Origin of the sequence: Pseudomonas sp. TYF_14 (assembly GCF_043105275.1) — a bacterium.
Taxonomy (GTDB): Bacteria; Pseudomonadota; Gammaproteobacteria; order Pseudomonadales; family Pseudomonadaceae; genus Aquipseudomonas; species Aquipseudomonas alloputida.
The window spans coordinates 83113-97159 of sequence record NZ_JBICLK010000086.1 but is presented as its reverse complement, the minus strand read 5'-3'; the positions used below and the strand labels follow the sequence as shown (position 1 = coordinate 97159).

Annotated in this window: 14 protein-coding genes; 9 read left to right on the top strand and 5 right to left on the bottom strand. The window is 65.1% G+C overall.

All coding sequences use genetic code 11. The features are described from left to right. The first annotated feature begins 36 nt into the window (after positions 1 to 36). A complete protein-coding gene (hrpB, locus tag ACF8O8_RS23145; RefSeq protein WP_392510553.1) occupies positions 37 to 2565 on the top strand; it encodes an ATP-dependent helicase HrpB in 2529 nt (842 codons plus the stop codon). Positions 2566 to 2634: 69 nt separating this feature from the next. Here hrpB and ACF8O8_RS23140 read toward each other — a convergent pair whose 3' ends face one another. Both ACF8O8_RS23140 and ACF8O8_RS23135 read right to left on the bottom strand, forming a co-directional pair. Beyond that, positions 2635 to 3153 (bottom strand): hypothetical protein, encoded by a 519-nt coding sequence (locus tag ACF8O8_RS23140; RefSeq protein WP_392510552.1) that lies wholly within the window; start codon positions 3151 to 3153, stop codon positions 2635 to 2637. Between the two features lie 85 nt (positions 3154 to 3238). Continuing rightward, positions 3239 to 3895, bottom strand: coding sequence for a YciC family protein (locus ACF8O8_RS23135; RefSeq protein ID WP_010955396.1), 657 nt, complete (start codon positions 3893 to 3895; stop codon positions 3239 to 3241). Between the two features lie 167 nt (positions 3896 to 4062). On the opposite strand from ACF8O8_RS23135, the gene ACF8O8_RS23130 reads away from it, so the two are divergent. From ACF8O8_RS23130 to ACF8O8_RS23110, 5 genes are all read left to right on the top strand, one after another. After that, entirely contained in the window at positions 4063 to 4821 is a 759-nt protein-coding gene (locus tag ACF8O8_RS23130; protein WP_104962605.1) for a DUF2076 domain-containing protein, read from the top strand. A gap of 160 nt (positions 4822 to 4981) precedes the next feature. Then, entirely contained in the window at positions 4982 to 5461 is a 480-nt protein-coding gene (locus ACF8O8_RS23125) for an NYN domain-containing protein (protein ID WP_004576858.1), read from the top strand. A gap of 9 nt (positions 5462 to 5470) precedes the next feature. Next, entirely contained in the window at positions 5471 to 6082 is a 612-nt protein-coding gene (locus tag ACF8O8_RS23120) for a PolC-type DNA polymerase III (RefSeq protein WP_392510551.1), read from the top strand. A gap of 139 nt (positions 6083 to 6221) precedes the next feature. Continuing rightward, on the top strand, positions 6222 to 7142 hold the full coding sequence (gene yedA, locus ACF8O8_RS23115) for a drug/metabolite exporter YedA (protein WP_004576856.1): 921 nt from the start codon (positions 6222 to 6224) through the stop codon (positions 7140 to 7142). A gap of 55 nt (positions 7143 to 7197) precedes the next feature. Next, entirely contained in the window at positions 7198 to 8529 is a 1332-nt protein-coding gene (locus ACF8O8_RS23110; protein WP_350298540.1) for a DEAD/DEAH box helicase, read from the top strand. Positions 8530 to 8595: 66 nt separating this feature from the next. On the opposite strand, the gene ACF8O8_RS23105 is transcribed toward ACF8O8_RS23110, so the two are convergent. The 3 genes from ACF8O8_RS23105 to ACF8O8_RS23095 form a co-directional block, all read right to left on the bottom strand. Further along, a complete protein-coding gene (locus ACF8O8_RS23105; RefSeq protein WP_392510550.1) occupies positions 8596 to 9834 on the bottom strand; it encodes a TIGR03862 family flavoprotein in 1239 nt (412 codons plus the stop codon). Positions 9835 to 9982: 148 nt separating this feature from the next. Beyond that, complete coding sequence (locus ACF8O8_RS23100; RefSeq protein ID WP_350298803.1) at positions 9983 to 10897, bottom strand: histone deacetylase; 915 nt, start codon at positions 10895 to 10897, stop codon at positions 9983 to 9985. A 96-nt stretch (positions 10898 to 10993) separates the two neighbouring features. Then, positions 10994 to 11680 carry a histidine phosphatase family protein gene (locus tag ACF8O8_RS23095; protein WP_392510549.1) on the bottom strand — a complete coding sequence of 229 codons (687 nt, stop codon included), beginning with the start codon at positions 11678 to 11680 and terminating at the stop codon, positions 10994 to 10996. Positions 11681 to 11859: 179 nt separating this feature from the next. Between ACF8O8_RS23095 and ACF8O8_RS23090 the strand changes: the two genes are divergently transcribed. The 3 genes from ACF8O8_RS23090 (at position 11860) to ACF8O8_RS23080 (ending at position 14035) form a co-directional block, all read left to right on the top strand. Further along, positions 11860 to 12429, top strand: coding sequence for a GNAT family N-acetyltransferase (locus ACF8O8_RS23090; protein WP_086977129.1), 570 nt, complete (start codon positions 11860 to 11862; stop codon positions 12427 to 12429). Between the two features lie 149 nt (positions 12430 to 12578). Then, complete coding sequence (gene tesB / locus ACF8O8_RS23085; protein ID WP_392510548.1) at positions 12579 to 13448, top strand: acyl-CoA thioesterase II; 870 nt, start codon at positions 12579 to 12581, stop codon at positions 13446 to 13448. After that, positions 13445 to 14035, top strand: coding sequence for an HAD family hydrolase (locus ACF8O8_RS23080; RefSeq protein ID WP_392510547.1), 591 nt, complete (start codon positions 13445 to 13447; stop codon positions 14033 to 14035). Before tesB ends, ACF8O8_RS23080 begins: the two co-directional genes overlap by 4 nt. Positions 14036 to 14047: the final 12 nt, after the last annotated feature.

Here is a 14047-nt window from a genome sequence, read left to right as displayed (position 1 = left end):
TCGCCGTTATACTCGCGAGACTGCTCGAGGACCACCATGATTTCATTACCCATTGATGCTGCCTTGCCCGCCCTGCGCCAGGCTCTGGAAAACCGTGACGAAGTGGTGCTTGAAGCGCCGCCTGGCGCTGGCAAGACCACCCGCGTGCCACTGGCGCTGCTGCACGAACCGTGGCTGGCCGGGCAGAGCATCCTCATGCTCGAGCCACGGCGCCTGGCTGCGCGGGCAGCGGCCGAACGGCTGGCCAGTGAGCTGGGTGAGCAGGTTGGGGAAACGGTGGGTTACCGCATCCGTCTGGACAGCAAGGTCGGCCCGAAAACCCGTATTGAAGTGGTGACCGAAGGCATCCTCACACGCCGCCTGCAAGCCGACCCGGCGCTGGAAGGTGTGGGCCTGCTGATCTTCGACGAATTTCACGAGCGCAGCCTGGATGCCGATCTCGCACTTGCGCTGAGCCTTAACGGCCGCGAGTTGCTGCGTGACGACCCGCCACTGAAGATTCTGCTGATGTCCGCGACCCTGGAAGGCGAACGCCTGTCGCGGTTGCTGGACGATGCCCCGGTGGTCAGCAGCGAAGGCCGCATGCATCCGGTGGATATCCGCTGGGGGCGGCCGTTTCAGCCAGGCGAATTCATCGAGCCACGGGTGGTGGACAGCGTGCTGCATGCGCTGGCTGACCAGGCCGGCAGCGTGCTGGTGTTCCTGCCTGGGCAAGCCGAGATCCGCCGGGTTCACCAAAGCCTTCAGGACGCCCTGGGGGCGCGACCCGAGATTCTGCTGTGCCCGCTGCATGGCGAGCTCGACCTCAATGCCCAGCGCGCCGCTATCGACCCGCCGGCCAAGGGCCTGCGCAAGGTGGTGCTGGCCACCAACATCGCCGAAACCAGCCTGACCATCGATGGCGTGCGCGTGGTGATCGACGCAGGCCTGGCCCGAGTGCCGCGCTTCGACCCCGGCAGCGGCATGACCCGCCTGGACACCCAGCGCATTTCCCGCGCCAGTGCCACCCAGCGCGCTGGGCGTGCTGGCCGCCTGGAACCCGGCGTGTGCTACCGCCTTTGGTCCGAGGCCCAGCATGACCAGCTGGCCGCCCATGGCAGTGCCGAGATTCTCCAGGCCGACCTGGCCGGGCTGGCCCTGCAGTTGGCGCGCTGGGGTGTAACCCCCGAGCAGTTGCGCTGGCTCGACCAGCCGCCAGTTGCAGCGTACGCCCAGGCACAGGACCTGTTGGCGCGACTCAGCGCCTTCCGGCCGGGCAGCCGCGACACCCTCAGCGAACATGGCCAGGCCATGGCCGAACTGCCGGCTCACCCACGCATCGCGCACTTGTTGCTGCGGGGTCAGGATCTGGGCCTGGCACAGATGGCCTGCGATGTGGCTGCACTGCTGGGGGAGCGGGACATCCAGCGTGGCGGTGGTGCCGACTTGCACAGCCGGCTTGCGCTGGTCAGCGGTGAGAGCAAGGCAGCGCGTGGCGGCCAGGGTGGTGTGCAGCGTGCTCGTCAGCTGGCCCGGCAATACCGTGGCCTGTTGCGTGGCAAGGTCGGTGCGCCGGTCGCCGACCCGGACCACCCACGCTGGCTGGGCGCCCTGCTGGCGCTGGCCTACCCTGACCGGGTCGCCCAGCAGCGCCGGGCGGGTGGGGCGGAGTATCGGCTGGCCAACGGCCGTGCGGCCCTGTTTGGCGAAGTCGATGCATTGATGAAGTGCCCATGGCTGGTGATCGCCGACCTGGGTAGCCGCCAGGGGCAGCGTGAGGAGCGGATCTATCTGGCAGCCGAATTCGATCCGGCGTTGCTTGAGGGGGTACTGGCCGAGCAGGTCGAGCGGGTCGATATCCTCGATTGGGACGAGCGCGAGCAGGTGTTGCGCGCCGAGCGTCAGGTGAAGGTTGGCGAACTGGTCCTCAGCCGCGAGCCGCTGCCTGGGCTGGATGATGAAGCCAGGACCCGGGCGCTGCTTGGCCTGGTCCGGCGCAAAGGTTTGAACCTGCTGACCTGGACGCCGGAACTGCGGCAATGGCAGGCACGTGTGGCGCTGCTGCGTCAGCTCGACCTGCAGAAGGATGGCCACAGCGAATGGCCTGACCTGGGGGACGAAGCCCTGCTGGCCAGCCTGGAAGACTGGTTACAGCCTTACCTGAGCAAAGTATCGCGCCTCAGCCACTTTGCCGCGCTGGACTTGCCGTCGATGCTGCGCAACCTGCTGCCCTGGCCGCTGCCGCAACGCCTGGAAGAACAGGCCCCGGCGCATTTGGCCGTGCCGTCCGGCTCGAACATCCGCCTGGATTACAGCGAAACCCCGCCGATTCTTGCCGTGCGTCTGCAAGAACTGTTCGGCCTTGCCGACACCCCGCGCATCGCCAATGGCCGGCAGCAGGTCAAGCTGCACCTGCTGTCACCGGCGCGTCGGCCGGTGCAGGTGACCCAGGACCTGGCCAGTTTCTGGCGCACGACCTATGCCGAGGTGAAGAAAGACCTGAAAGGGCGATATCCGAAGCACTACTGGCCGGACGACCCTCTGGTGGCCGAGGCTACCGCCAGGGCCAAGCCGAGAGGGAGCTGATGCACACCACCGAGTGCGGCAGGCCGAAAAAATCATGCGCTGGCCACGACGTGTCAGTGGTCGTGCCATTCATCGTATTGCCCCGGCCAGTGAAGCTCGATCTGCCTGCCTCAATAGGAACGTGATCACTTCGCCTTCCTCGACGTTGAGCCAGGCTACCCACTCCCCACTCCTGTGCGGCGTATCCGTGAGGGCGCCGACCCTGTAGCCCCGCTGGTCGCGCAGATGGCAGACAAGTCCTTCATCTGTCAGCGCCAGCGGCTCGATTTTCCAGTATTCGCTAACGTCTGCATGCCAGTAGAAGCCCAGATAGCCATTGCGGCTGAATCCTAGCTTCTTGGTCTCCGGGCGCCCTGGCATGCTGATGCGGTAGTGCAGGCGATCGTTGGTCCGCGAGTGGTAATGAAAGTCCATCACCGGCGACTCCTGCCTACCTCCCGCCTGCAACCAGTCATCCTCGGGGCTAATGCCCCAGCCGAATTTGTCTGTACTGCGGCTGAGGCGCAGCGGGATGTCTCGGTCGACGGCGCGCATGTACAGTTGGCCGCGAAATGACCGGGCGTACCCTGCCTTGATGGTTTCGTTCATGGTGCACTCCTTGAATGGCGTTGAGGGTGTGCACTCTGGCGCCAAGGCTGGGCAGCCGGCAGATCGAAAACATTCCCCGGTGGCCTCAGGTGCTGGCTTCACCTTCCAGCAACATGAACAGGCGGTACAGCACCACGGTGCTGAACAGCTGCAGGAAGCCGCTGAGGCTGTCCATGGCCAGTTCCATCCCGGGTGATGGCTCGGGGAAGGCCATCAACAGCAGCCCGTCGATCAGCCATATCGGTGCCAGCACGCCTAACACGCAGATCATGATGCGCATGAAATGCCCGGTGGTCATGCTTGCGCTTTCGCGCATCGCCTGCACCACCGGCCGGCCGCGCAGCACCAGCAGGTACTCGGCGAACACCAGGTTGATCATGATCCACACCCCCGGGAAGATGAACAGCGCCAGGCCGGCCATGATCAGTAGCGAGCTGATCAGGATCAGCAGGGCCAGTTGCGGCCACAGTTGAAGGGCGCGGGCGAACAGGTCGCGCTTGGCGATTTCCTGGCCGTTGCTGCGTGTGTCCAGGTACAGGATCAGGGCTGCGCTGTACAGCGGGTAGAACAACAGGCTGACCAGCATGCCGTAGGCCGGTGATGCCTGGTCGCCCAGCTGCCGGTCCAGCAATTGGGTGAGCAGGGCTTCCACCACCACCAACGGCAGGCACAGCTGGAGGATGTTTGGCAGGTGACGGCGGAAGAAGTACAGGGAGTCGCGCAGAACGCTCAGCGGATTCATCAGTCAACATCGCATGGCAGTAAAAACAGGGGCCTAACTTTAGCCCAAAGCGGGCCTGGAGCTGTCACTTGCTGAAAAAAGTTTCACCGCAGCAGTGATTGAATCCCGCGCCTGTACGCCCCATCTTTGACGCTGTCCGATGTCCCGCTACCCCACGAGGTCGCCCCATGAACACTGAAGAACAAACCCTGATCGACGGCCTGTTCGGCCGCCTCAAGCAAGCCGAAGACCCAAGCCAGCCGCGTGACGCGCAAGCCCAGGCGTGCATCGAGCAGCACGTGCGTCAGCAACCGGCGGCGCCTTACTACATGGCCCAGGCGATTTTGGTACAGGAGGCCGCGATCAAGCGCCTCGACGAACAGAACAAGCAGCTGCAAGCCGAGCTGCAGCAGGCCCGTGCCCAGGCTCAGGCGGCACAAGCCGCCAGCAGTGCGCCGAGCAATGGCGGGGGTGGCTTCTTGTCCAGCATCTTTGGTTCGGGTGGGCGCAACGCAGCCCCGGCGGTGCAGCCACAGCGTCCTTCGGCGCCCCCTGTAGCGTCCGGTGGTGGCTGGCGCGAGCCGTCGGCACCTGGTTTCGCCCAGCCTCAGGCGCCGCAGCCTGGCTATGGCGCCGCGCCTGCGCGCAGTGGGGCCAGCAGCTTCCTTGGCGGGGCCATGCAGACCGCCGCCGGTGTGGCCGGTGGTGTGCTGCTGGCGCAGGGTATCAGCAGCCTGTTCAACCACAACTCGCAACCGGAAGAAGTGGTCGAGGTCATCAAGGAAGAGCCGGCGCCAGCCAGCGACAGTGGCGGCTGGAACGACCAGGGCGGGCAGCAGCAAGTGGCTGACAACGGTGGCTGGGGCAGTGACCAGGGTGGATACGCCGACGGTGGTTTTGGCAGCGATGACGGCGGGTTCTTCTCGGACGACGATTCTTACGTCTGACAGGTCTGGCATACTGCTGGCATTTCCGGGGGCGCTTTGCGCCCCTTCGCGGGCACGCCCGCTCCCACAGGTGTACGTGCGATACCTGTGGGAGCGGGCGTGCCCGCGAAGGGCTGCGCAGCAGCCCCCCGGCACCCCAGGCCAAAAATGAGGTTCCCAGGTGAAAAAGATCGCGCTGTTCGCCGATGTGCAGAACCTCTATTACACCGTGCGCCAGGCCCACGGCTGCCATTTCAACTACACCGCCCTGTGGGCCGATGTCAGCCGCGAAGGCCAGATCGTCGAGGCCGTGGCCTATGCCATCGACCGTGGCGACAGCAAACAGCAGCAGTTCCAGCAGATCTTGCGCAACCTCGGTTTCGATGTGCGCCTCAAACCGTTCATCCAGCGCAGTGATGGCTCGGCCAAAGGTGACTGGGATGTGGGCATTACCCTGGATGTGATCGACGCGGCCAGCCGGGTCGACCAGGTGGTGCTGGCCTCCGGCGACGGTGATTTCGACTTGCTGCTGGAGCGGGTAATCCAGCGCCATGGCACCGAAGCGGTGGTGTATGGCGTGCCGGGGCTGACGGCGTTGTCACTGATCCGTGCTGCCACCCGCTACGTGCCCATCGAAGGCGCGCTGTTGCTCAAACACTAAGGTCTTTTCATGGAACGTATCGCTGTCATCGACTTTGAAACCACCGGCATTTCCCCCGGTACCGGCTGCCGTGCCACCGAGGTGGCGGTGGTAATGCTTGAGGGTGGGCGCATTGTCGAGCGCTACCAGAGCCTGATGAACGCTGGCGTGCCGGTGCCGGCCTTCGTCGCAGGGCTGACCGGCATTACCACCGCCATGCTGCGCAGTGCGCCGCCGGTGGAGAAAGTGATGAACGAGGTGGCCGAGTTCGTCGGTGGCACCCCATTGTTGGCGCACAACGCTGCTTTCGACCAGAAGTTCTGGGACTACGAGCTTAGCCGTATTGGCCGCAGCCGCAGCCAGCCCTTCGCGTGTTCCCTGTTGCTGTCACGGCGCCTGCTGCCCGCCGCGCCGAACCACAAGCTGGGCACTTTGACACGCTGGGCTGGGTTGCCGGACACGGGGACCGCGCACCGGGCCATGGCCGATGCCGAAATGGCCGCCAACCTGCTGCAGTATCTGGCGGGTGTATTGCGCCAGGACCACGGGGTTCAGCAACTGTCGCACGAGCTGCTTTGCCGGCTGCAGAAAACCCCGGCTGCGAAGCTGCGCGAAGCGCTGGCCAAGTACTGCAGGGATTAGCCAGTGAACGTCGGGGGGAGGGTCGCCTACGTCGAACGCACCAGAATTGTGCCGCTCAATTGAACCCGTTCTGTAACGTCCCTTCACCCAGACAGGCCGTTAAACTGAGGCACCCGTAAACGGATTTCGAGTTTCCCCCATGCCTGCCTCCCGTCGTTTCCCGCTGCTGCTGATTGGCGCCTTCCTGGCCCTGTATCTGGTCTGGGGTTCTACTTACCTGTTCATTCGCATCGGCGTCGAGAGCTGGCCTCCGATGCTCATGGCCGGTGTGCGCTTCCTGATCGCCGGTGGCCTGCTGTACGGCTTCCTGCGTTGGCGCGGCGTGCCGGCCCCTACCTGGCCACAATGGCGGGCGGCAGGGGCGATCGGTTTCTTGTTGCTCAGCTGTGGCAACGGCGGGGTGACCGTGGCCGAGCATGCCGGCGTGGCTTCGGGCGTGGCGGCTTTGGCGGTGGCGACGGTGCCGCTGTTCACCTTGCTGTTCGGCCTGTTGTTCGGGCACCGCAATTCGAAGCTGGAGTGGGCGGGGATAGCCCTTGGGCTGGTGGGCATCGGCCTGCTGAACCTGGGCTCCAACCTGCAGGCAAGCCCGATAGGTGCAGCGCTGATCATCTTCGCGGCGGCGTCCTGGGCGTTTGGCTCGGTGTGGAGCAAGACCTTGCCGCTGCCCCAGGGGCCGATGGCCAGCGCAGCGGAAATGCTGGTCGGGGGTGCGGTGCTGTTGCTGGGCAGTGTGCTATCGGGCGAACGCATGACACAGCTGCCGACCGCCGCTGGCTGGGGGGCGCTGGCCTACCTGGTGTTCTTCGGCTCGATCCTGGCGTTCAGTGCCTACATGTACCTGCTCAAGCACGTGCGCCCGGCAGCGGCCACCAGCTACGCCTACGTCAACCCGGCGGTGGCGGTGCTGCTGGGTATCGTCTTTGCCGGTGAGCAGATTGGCGCTGAAGAGTGTGTGGCGATGGCAGTGATCATCGGCGCGGTGGTGCTGATCGGCCTGCCGCAGTGGCGCAAGGCGCCTGAACCTGTACAACCGTTGAAAGGTGAAATCTGCAAGTAGGCAGGGGCGATGCGGTAAACTTGCCGCCTTCGCTGAACCCCCTGACGGTATTGCCATGAATTTCGCCAAACTCGGCCTGATCGAACCGCTGCTGCGCACGCTGCAGCAACTGGACTACACCACCCCGACCCCGGTGCAGGCCAAAGCCATCCCCGCCGTGCTGGCCGGCCGCGACCTGATGGCCGCAGCCCAGACCGGTACCGGCAAGACCGCAGGCTTTGCCCTGCCTGTGCTGCAGCGCCTGGCGCTGGAGGGCGAGAAGGTGGCCAGCAACTCGATCCGCGCCTTGGTGCTGGTACCCACTCGCGAGCTGGCCGAGCAGGTGCACAACAACGTGCGCGAATACGCCGAGAACCTGCCGCTGACTACTTACGCGGTGTATGGCGGGGTCAGTATCAATCCACAGATGATGCGCCTGCGCCGGGGTGTCGACCTGCTGGTGGCTACCCCTGGCCGCTTGCTCGACCTGTTCCGGCAGAACGCCGTGAAGTTCAACCAGGTGCAGACCCTGGTGCTGGATGAAGCCGACCGCATGCTTGACCTGGGCTTTGCCGAAGAGCTGCAGTCGGTGTACGCGGCACTGCCGCGCAAGCGCCAGACGCTGCTGTTTTCCGCCACTTTCTCTGATCAGATTCGCATGCTGGCGGGGCTGGCGCTGAATGACCCGCTCAGTATCGAAGTGAGCCCGCGCAACGCCACGGCCACCAGCGTCAAGCAGTGGCTGGTGCCTGTGGACAAGAAGCGCAAGGCCGACCTGTTCTGCCACCTGCTGCGCAAGCAGCGCTGGAAGCAGGTGCTGGTGTTCGCCAAGACCCGCAATGGCGTCGATCAGCTGGTGGAGCGCTTGCTGGCCGAAGGCGTGAATGCCGACGGCATCCACGGTGATCGCCCACAGGCGACCCGCCAGCGTGCGCTGGACAGCTTCAAGGCCCGTGAGGTGCAAGTGCTGGTGGCGACCGATGTGGCGGCCCGCGGCCTGGATATCGATGACTTGCCGCTGGTCGTCAACCTCGACCTGCCGATCGTTGCCGAAGACTACGTGCACCGCATCGGGCGTACCGGGCGGGCGGGCAACAAGGGCGAGGCGATTTCGCTGGTGTGTGCGGATGAAGTGCAACTGCTGGCGGCTATCGAGGTGCTGACCCGGCAGACCCTGCCGCGTCATGAAGAGCCGGATTTCATCCCCGAGCACCGGGTGCCGATGACCGATGCCAGTGGGCAGGTTATCAAGAAACCGAAGAAGCCCAAGAAACCGAAAGAAAACAGCGCCAAGCGCGGGCTGGGGCGTTGGATGGACAGCACTGAAGCCGGCAGTGCGGAACCGGCGGTGAAGGCTGTACGCAAGGTGCCGAGCTTCAATGGTGGGCCGCGCAAGCGCAAGCCTTGAGGTTTTGGGGCCGCTTTGCGGCCCTTTCGCGACGCAAGGCCGCTCCCGCATGAGCCCGGCAATCTGTCAGGAAGCCCGCACCCAATCCGCCGCTGCCCGTCCGGCGCGCAAGCCGCTGGCAAAGCATGCTGTCAGCAGATAGCCCCCGGTCGGCGCCTCCCAGTCCAGCATTTCGCCGGCACAGAACACCCCCGGTATGCCCTTGACCATCAACCCCTCATCCAGGCCCTCGAAGCGTACTCCGCCGGCGCTGCTGATCGCTTCATCCAGCGGCCGTGTGCGTACCAGGGTGATGGGCAATGCCTTGATGGCCCGAGCCAACGCATCAACGTCGGCAAAGGTCGCCTGATCGGTCAGCTCGCGCAGCAGCGCCGCCTTGACCCCATCAATCCCCAGCTGGCTCTGCAGGTGCTTGGCCATGGAGCGTGAACCGCGGGGTTTGGCCAGCGCCTGGGCAATCTTGTCCACAGGCTTGTCCGGCAGCAGATCCAGCAACAGCACCCCGCGGCCTTCACGGTGGATGGCCTCGCGGACCGGTGCCGACCAGGCATACACCAGGCTGCCTTCCACGCCTTGAGCGGTGAGAATGAACTCGCCCTTGCGCGGTGCGCTGCCCGGGACGCTGAGGGCGATGTTCTTCAGCGGTGCGCCCGCGAACTTGTCCTTGAGTAGCGCGCTCCAGCCCGCTACTTCAAAACCGCAGTTGCTCGGCTGCAAAGGCGAGATATCCACAGCCCGTTCTGCCAGCAGCGGTTGCCAGCTGCCGTCAGAACCCAGGCGCGCCCAGCTGGCACCACCCAGCGCCAGCACCACGACCGAGGCTTTCACCTGACGCTCGCCCTGTGGATAAGCAATGCGCAAGCTGCCATCGGTGTTCCAGCCCAACCAGCGATGGCGGGTGTGGATAACTACCCCGTTGTCGCGCAGGCGCTTGAGCCAGGCACGCAGCAACGGTGCGGCTTTCATGTCGGTGGGGAACACCCGGCCGGAGGTGCCGACGAAGGTTTCGATGCCCAAACCATGAATCCACTGGCGCAGCGCGTCAGCATCGAAGTCGCGTAGCAGGGCCCCGATTTCGCCTTGGCGTTCGGCATAGCGTGCCACGAACGCCGGGTAGGGCTCGGAATGGGTGATGTTCATGCCGCCGACGCCCGCCAGCAGGAACTTGCGGCCCACTGAAGGCATGGCATCGAACACCTCGACCGCCAGGCCTGCCTTGGCCAGTGCTTCGGCAGCCATCAGGCCGGCGGGGCCGCCACCGATGACGACAGCGGGGGGAGGGGATGCGGGGGTCAGATCGGGCATGGTGGGCAGCAGGCTGTGGAAAAGAGGCGCATTCTACCGCAGCGCTGCCCATGGAAGCACTGATCAAAAAATAGCCAGTGTTATGCAGGCCTTGCCAGTAAAGGGCTACAGCGCCTTTCGCGCAGGTTATCCACAAGCGGTTCCACAGTCATTGTGAACAACCTATGACACGTGCCGCGCTGTGGTGAAGGATGCCGTGGCGTCTGGCCAAGGCTGTGCGGTCCTTGCTGTAGCCTCCGCCGATCACGCCCATCACCGGGATGTCGCGGCCCAGGCAGTGGCGCAGCACGGCTTCGTCACGGGCGGCAACGCCTGCGTCGGTCAGTTGCAGGTAGCCCAGGGCGTCGTCCTTGTGCACGTCGACACCGGCGTCATACAGCACCAGGTCGGGTTGATAAAGCGGCAACAGGTAGTTGAGGGCGTCGTCCACCACCTTCAGGTAGGCAGTGTCGCCCATGCCTCGGGGCAGGGGGATGTCCCAGTCGCTTTGTGCCTTGCGGGCGGGGAAGTTCTGCTCGCAGTGCAGCGACACGGTGATGGCCTCGGGCGTGTCGTGCAGGATGCGCGCGGTGCCGTCACCCTGGTGCACGTCGCAGTCGAAGATCAGCACCCGGTGTACCCGGCCTGCTTCCAGCAGGTAGCGGCTGATGACCGCCAGGTCGTTGAAAATGCAGAAGCCGGCGGGGTGGTCGTAATGGGCGTGGTGGGTGCCACCGGCGAGGTGGCAGGCGATGCCGTGCTGCAGCGCCATCTCGGCAGTCAGCAGTGAGCCACCGACAGCGCGCACGGTACGCCGGGCCAGGGCCTCGCTCCAGGGCAGGCCGAGGCGGCGCTGGTCCTCGCGCGACAGCTCGCCGTTCATGTAGCGCTCGATGTAGCTGCGGTCATGGGCCAGGGCGAGGATGTCGTTGGGGCAGATCTCCGGGCGCAGCAGGGCCTGGTCGGTGGTCAGCCCGCTGCCGACCAGGTGGTCGTGCAGCAGGCGGAACTTGTCCATCGGGAAGCGGTGTTCAGCGGGGAACTCCGGGCTGTAATCTTCGTGGTAGATCAGCGGCAACGGCATGGATGGGGTCGCAATCAGGGCCAGTGCTGATCTTGCCATGACGGGTGACTGCAATGGGAGTACCTGTTTCTTGCGCCGGTACCGCTCCCACAGAGGCTATTTTCCTGTGCTGGCCAATACGCGTTGCCAGTCCGGTTCGTTCAAGCGCCCCAGGATACGTGCCTTGCCATTGCCATCCACCGATACGAACAGGGCGCTGGCATAGTTGCTTTGACGTTCGCCGCCAGCAACGTGCTGCTGGCGGGCAAAGTGGTCGATGCAGCCGTTGTGAGTCACCAGCACCAGGTTGTAGCCCGCGCGTTTGTGTGCAAGCGCTTCGTTGGCGAACTGGCTGTCGCAGCTTTCGAGCCAGTCCTCGCTGGCCACCGCCTGACCCAGTATGAAGTGCGCGGTTTGCCGGGTGCGCAGTTTCGGGCTGCTGAGCAGGTCGGCTTTGTTCAGGCCCAGCTGGTGCAGCCCTTGGCCAACGCGGGCAGCGGCCTGGCTGCCGCTCAGGGTGATCCCCGTGGGGTCGTCCAGGCAGGGGCCGGGGGCGCTGTCGCAGCGTTCGGCGTGGCGGATCATCACGATCACCGCACCGTCGGCCCAGTCCTGCAGCAGGCCGCTGTCACTCAGTTGTTGCTCGTTGCCAAGGTCCACGATATGCGTCCTCGTCGCCAGCCAGGTGGTCAACGCCGCCACGACCATGCACAGGCCCAGGGCGGTTCCGACGGCTTTGCGAGTCAGGCGTCGCTTGCGCCGGGCATGAATGGCGGGGTGCCCCAGGGTGTTGCTAGATAGCATGCGTTGCTCCGTTGGCAGTGCCGCGGCTGGCGCGGTGGTGGATGGCGGCATCCTGCCAAGCGGCCTGTCGGGGGCCGGTGAAGGGCGTGTGAAAATTGCATTTGGCGGCTGCCGGCTGGGTGAAACCTGCGCCCGCGCCTACGCTGTAAACTGCAAGGCGGTAAACCGGAGCAGGCCCGATGACCCCCATCCTCGAACTGGAAAGCGCACGGCTGGTGCTGCGCCAATGGCATGACGATGACTTGCGCGAGTTCGCCGCACTGTGCGCCGACCCACAGGTGATGCGCTACTTTCCGGCGCCGCTGACGCGCGTTGAGGCGGCTGCGTTGATCGGCCGCGTGCGTGGGCATTTCAATGAGTACGGTTTTGGTTTGTGGGCCCTGGAGCGCAAGGACAGTGGCGCGTTCATCGGCATGACCGGGTTGCTCAATGTCAACTTCGACGCGCCTTTTGCCCCGGCGGTGGAAATCGGCTGGCGTCTGGCACGTCGCCACTGGGGCCTGGGCTTTGCCAGCGAGGCGGCGTGGACCTGCCTGCGTTGTGCTTTCGCCCAATTGCGCCTGGAAGAAGTGGTGTCGTTCACTAGCGAGAGCAACCTGCCGTCGCAGAAGGTGATGCAAGCCATCGGCATGCAGCAGGACCTGAACGGCAGCTTCGAACACCCCCGCCTGGCCGAGGGCCACCCGCTGCGCCCGCACGTGCTGTACCGCATCGACCGCGCACACTGGGAGCGCACCCTGCGCGCCTGAATGCACGGCCATGCCCGGCGCGAATGACAAACGCTGTATCATTTGCCTACTTGGAAGGCGCTTGCCCGTAACACGTTCAGCGCCTGTGAAATCGAGCGCCGCTCGGGCGGCGCATCGCGAGCTAGGCTCGCTCCTACGGAGAACCGCCGATGAGTCATGTGTTGGACGACCTGGTCGACCTGTTGAGCCTCGAATCCATCGAGGAGAACCTGTTCCGTGGACGTAGCCAGGACCTGGGCTTCCGCCAGCTTTACGGTGGCCAAGTGCTGGGCCAGTCGTTGTCGGCTGCCAGCCAGACAGTGGAGGACGCGCGCCATGTGCATTCGTTGCACGGCTACTTCCTGCGCCCGGGCGATGCCAGCCTTCCAGTGGTGTACTCGGTAGACCGCGTGCGCGATGGCGGCAGCTTCAGTACACGACGGGTGACGGCGATCCAGAAGGGCCAGACCATCTTCACCTGCAGTGCATCGTTCCAGTACGACGAGGAAGGGTTCGAGCACCAGGCGCAAATGCCTGAGGTGGTCGGCCCGGAAAACCTGCCCACCGAGGTGGAGCTGGCCCGCGCCATGGCCGACCAGTTGCCCGAGCGCATTCGCGACAAGGTGCTGTGTGCCAAGCCGATTGAGATCCGCCCGGTCACCGAGCGCGACCCGTTCAACCCCAAGCCGGGCGACCCGGTGAAGTACGCCTGGTTCCGCGCCGACGGCAACCTGCCTGACGTGCCTGCCCTGCACAAGTACATGCTGGCCTACGCCTCGGACTTCGGCCTGCTGACCACGGCGTTGCTGCCCCATGGCAAATCGGTGTGGCAGCGCGACATGCAGATCGCCAGCCTCGACCATTCGCTGTGGTTTCACGGCAACCTGCGCGCCGACGAGTGGCTGCTGTACGCCACCGACAGCCCCTGGGCGGGCAATTCTCGTGGTTTCAGCCGCGGCAGCATCTTCAACCAGGCCGGGCAACTGGTGGCGTCGTCGGCCCAGGAAGGCCTGATTCGCTATCGCAAGGACTGGGCATGAGCCTGGGCGAGGTGCGCAACTGGGTGTTCGACATGGACGGCACCCTGACCGTGGCCGTGCACGACTTCGCCGCCATTCGGGTGGCGCTGGACATCCCGGCCGAACACGACATCCTCACCCACCTAGCGGCCTTGCCGGCAGAGGAAGCGGCGGCCAAGCATGCCTGGTTGCTGGCGCACGAAAGGGACCTGGCAACGGCCTCCACGGCGGCCACCGGGGCGGTGGAGCTGGTGCGCGAGTTGGCCGGGCGCGGGTGCCGGCTGGGTATTCTGACCCGCAATGCGCGTGAGCTGGCGCATGTAACGCTGGAGGCCATCGGCCTGGCGGACTGCTTCCCGGTGGAACACATTCTCGGGCGTGACGAGGCTGCGCCCAAGCCGAGCCCGGATGGGCTGCTGAAGATTGCCAGCGCCTGGGGCGTGACGCCGAGCGAACTGGTGATGGTGGGGGATTACCGCTTTGACCTGGACTGTGGGCGGGCGGCGGGGGCGCGCACGGTGCTGGTGAACCTGCCGGACAACCCCTGGCCAGAGCTGGTGGATTGGCATGCGGCGGATTGCCGGGCGCTGAAGGTGATGCTGGGCTGACGCTTGTGTTGG

Coding starts and splice junctions, on each gene's coding strand:
- hrpB (WP_392510553.1), top strand. CDS start 37: ATGATTTCATTACCCATTGATGCTGCCTTGCCCGCCCTGCGCCAGGCT.
- ACF8O8_RS23140 (WP_392510552.1), bottom strand. CDS start 3,153: ATGAACGAAACCATCAAGGCAGGGTACGCCCGGTCATTTCGCGGCCAA.
- ACF8O8_RS23135 (WP_010955396.1), bottom strand. CDS start 3,895: ATGAATCCGCTGAGCGTTCTGCGCGACTCCCTGTACTTCTTCCGCCGT.
- ACF8O8_RS23130 (WP_104962605.1), top strand. CDS start 4,063: ATGAACACTGAAGAACAAACCCTGATCGACGGCCTGTTCGGCCGCCTC.
- ACF8O8_RS23120 (WP_392510551.1), top strand. CDS start 5,471: ATGGAACGTATCGCTGTCATCGACTTTGAAACCACCGGCATTTCCCCC.
- yedA (WP_004576856.1), top strand. CDS start 6,222: ATGCCTGCCTCCCGTCGTTTCCCGCTGCTGCTGATTGGCGCCTTCCTG.
- ACF8O8_RS23110 (WP_350298540.1), top strand. CDS start 7,198: ATGAATTTCGCCAAACTCGGCCTGATCGAACCGCTGCTGCGCACGCTG.
- ACF8O8_RS23105 (WP_392510550.1), bottom strand. CDS start 9,834: ATGCCCGATCTGACCCCCGCATCCCCTCCCCCCGCTGTCGTCATCGGT.
- ACF8O8_RS23100 (WP_350298803.1), bottom strand. CDS start 10,897: ATGCCGTTGCCGCTGATCTACCACGAAGATTACAGCCCGGAGTTCCCC.
- ACF8O8_RS23095 (WP_392510549.1), bottom strand. CDS start 11,680: ATGCTATCTAGCAACACCCTGGGGCACCCCGCCATTCATGCCCGGCGC.
- ACF8O8_RS23090 (WP_086977129.1), top strand. CDS start 11,860: ATGACCCCCATCCTCGAACTGGAAAGCGCACGGCTGGTGCTGCGCCAA.
- tesB (WP_392510548.1), top strand. CDS start 12,579: ATGAGTCATGTGTTGGACGACCTGGTCGACCTGTTGAGCCTCGAATCC.
- ACF8O8_RS23080 (WP_392510547.1), top strand. CDS start 13,445: ATGAGCCTGGGCGAGGTGCGCAACTGGGTGTTCGACATGGACGGCACC.